The sequence below is a fragment of the Devosia sp. genome, from assembly GCF_030689745.1.
GTDB lineage: Bacteria > Pseudomonadota > Alphaproteobacteria > Rhizobiales > Devosiaceae > Devosia > Devosia alba.
Genome location: NZ_JAUYGL010000046.1, coordinates 1 through 2,063, shown reverse-complemented (window position 1 = coordinate 2,063; position 2,063 = coordinate 1). Strand labels below are relative to the sequence as shown.

General features: G+C 63.2%; 1 protein-coding gene and 1 pseudogene. One reads left to right on the top strand and one right to left on the bottom strand.

Annotated features, from left to right (window positions below; genetic code table 11):
* Positions 1 to 803, bottom strand: a pseudogene (locus tag Q8O80_RS03990) (hypothetical protein); the annotation flags it as partial.
* A gap of 325 nt (positions 804 to 1,128) precedes the next feature.
* On the opposite strand from Q8O80_RS03990, the gene Q8O80_RS03985 reads away from it, so the two are divergent.
* Positions 1,129 to 2,063, top strand: a 935-nt coding sequence (locus tag Q8O80_RS03985; protein WP_305577176.1) for a trypsin-like peptidase domain-containing protein, incomplete at its 3' end; no start/stop codon positions are given.

The following is a 2,063-nucleotide window of genomic DNA, read 5'->3' as shown; positions in this document are numbered from 1 at the left end:
GAGGTCACGAGGGCCCGGCCGGGCTCGATGATCAGCTCGGGCTTGCGCTTTTCGCCGAAATGATCGTTCACCGCGGTGCTGATGGGTTCGAAGTAATAATCCATCGGCGGCGCTTCGCTGGTCGGGTAGGGGGCCGGATAGCCGCCGCCGATATTGAGGCGCTTGAGCTCGATGCCACCTTCCTCTGCAATCTTGGCGGCTGCCGCGATGTGGCGCTCATAGGCATAGGCGTCTTCGCACTGGCTGCCGACGTGGAAGCAGAGCGAAGGCGTATAGCCCATCTGATCAACGAGGCTGACGATTTCGGCAGCGCCATCCTGCATGACGCCGAACTTGATGCCGAAGTCGTAGGATTTCAGCGCCTTGCCGGCCTTGAACCGGGTGGTCACTTCCACATCGCGCGATGGCGACACCACAGCGGCGAGCTGATCAAGCTGCTGGGGATGGTCGATGGTGAAGGAGCGGACGCCGAACTCTTCATAGGCGCGGGCAATTTCGCGCTTGTTCTTGATCGGGTTGTTGTAATGCATCACCGCGCCGGGGGCGTGCTCGCGCACCAGTTCCATCTCGGTGTTGGAGGCGACGTCGAACGCCTTGAGACCTTCACGATGCAGTTGGGCGATGATGTGCGGCGATGGGTTGCACTTGACCGCGTAGGTCAGTAGTCCGTCAAAGCCCTTCTTGAAGACCTTGGTGGCCTTGTGCAGCTCACGTTCGGAGAACAGGAAAGCCGGAAAATCGGGCGCTTCGGCCGCGATCAGCGCGGAAGTGTTCGGGTAAACGTGGTTCGGCTCGGTGGTCATGGACGACTGGCCTTTCGGGGCTGGGGGGATGCTGGAAAACGAGCGCTGCATATAGGGCCGCGTGCCCCCTCACGCAATCAGTTATTTGGCCGGAAAATGCGTCACTGGCGTGACGTCATTTTCATGCCTGATTCCGGGCGTTTGCCTCTCTGGGGCGCCCGTGAACGCGGGAGTTTGCATACTATGGCTGGAGGTTGGCTTGATGTCGATGCGTAGACTGATACTGGCTGGCGGGGCACTGGCAGTGCTGGCGGTCGGGGGCACGCTGGCTTTTTCGCCGTGGAATGCGCCCAGTATTGCCCAGGGCCGGCTGGCCCAGCTCGAAATGGCGCCGCAGGTCCCGACGACCCGAACAGTTCCGGGCAGCGATGGCGCGATCAAGCTGAGCTTTGCGCCGGTGGTCAAGGCGGTTACGCCGTCGGTGGTCAACGTCTATGCCACGCGCATCGAGCAGCAGGCGGTGTCGCCCTTTGCCAGTGATCCGTTCTTCTCGCGCTTTTTTGGCGAGGGCCAGTTTCAAAGCCGGCCGCGCGAGTCCAGGTCGCTCGGCTCGGGGGTCATTGTCGAGGCCGGTGGGGTGATCCTGACCAATCGCCACGTCATCGAAGGGGCGACCGATGTGCGCATTGCGCTCTCGGATGGCCGCGAATTTGCCGTCGACGTGGTGATCGAGGATGCGCAGACCGATCTGGCCGTGCTGCGCGTGCGCGAGCCGGGCGATGCGGCGTTTGCGGCCATCACCTTTGCCAACTCCGACAGTCTGGAAGTCGGCGATCTGGTGCTGGCCATCGGCAATCCGTTTGGCGTCGGCCAGACGGTGACCAGTGGCATTGTCTCTGCCCTGGCCCGAACCGGCGTCGAGCGTTCGGACTATGAGTTCTTCATCCAGACCGATGCCGCGATCAACCCGGGCAATTCGGGCGGTGCCCTGGTCGACATGGACGGCCATCTGGTGGGCATCAATACCGCGATATATTCGCAGAGCGGCGGCTCGGTGGGGATCGGATTTGCCATTCCCGCCAATATGGCCAGGCTGGTGGCCGAAGCCGGGGTCAATGGCGGGCAGATCGTGCGGCCCTGGTTCGGCGCCAAGCTGCAGGCAGTCAATGCCGATATTGCTGCCAGCCTGGGCATGGCGGCGCCGCATGGGGCGCTGATCACCGAGGTGGCGCCCGGCGGTCCGGCCGCGCGTGCCGGCTTTGCCTCGGGCGATGTGATCCTGTCGGTCGACGGCATGGCCGTGGATGATCCGAGTGCCTT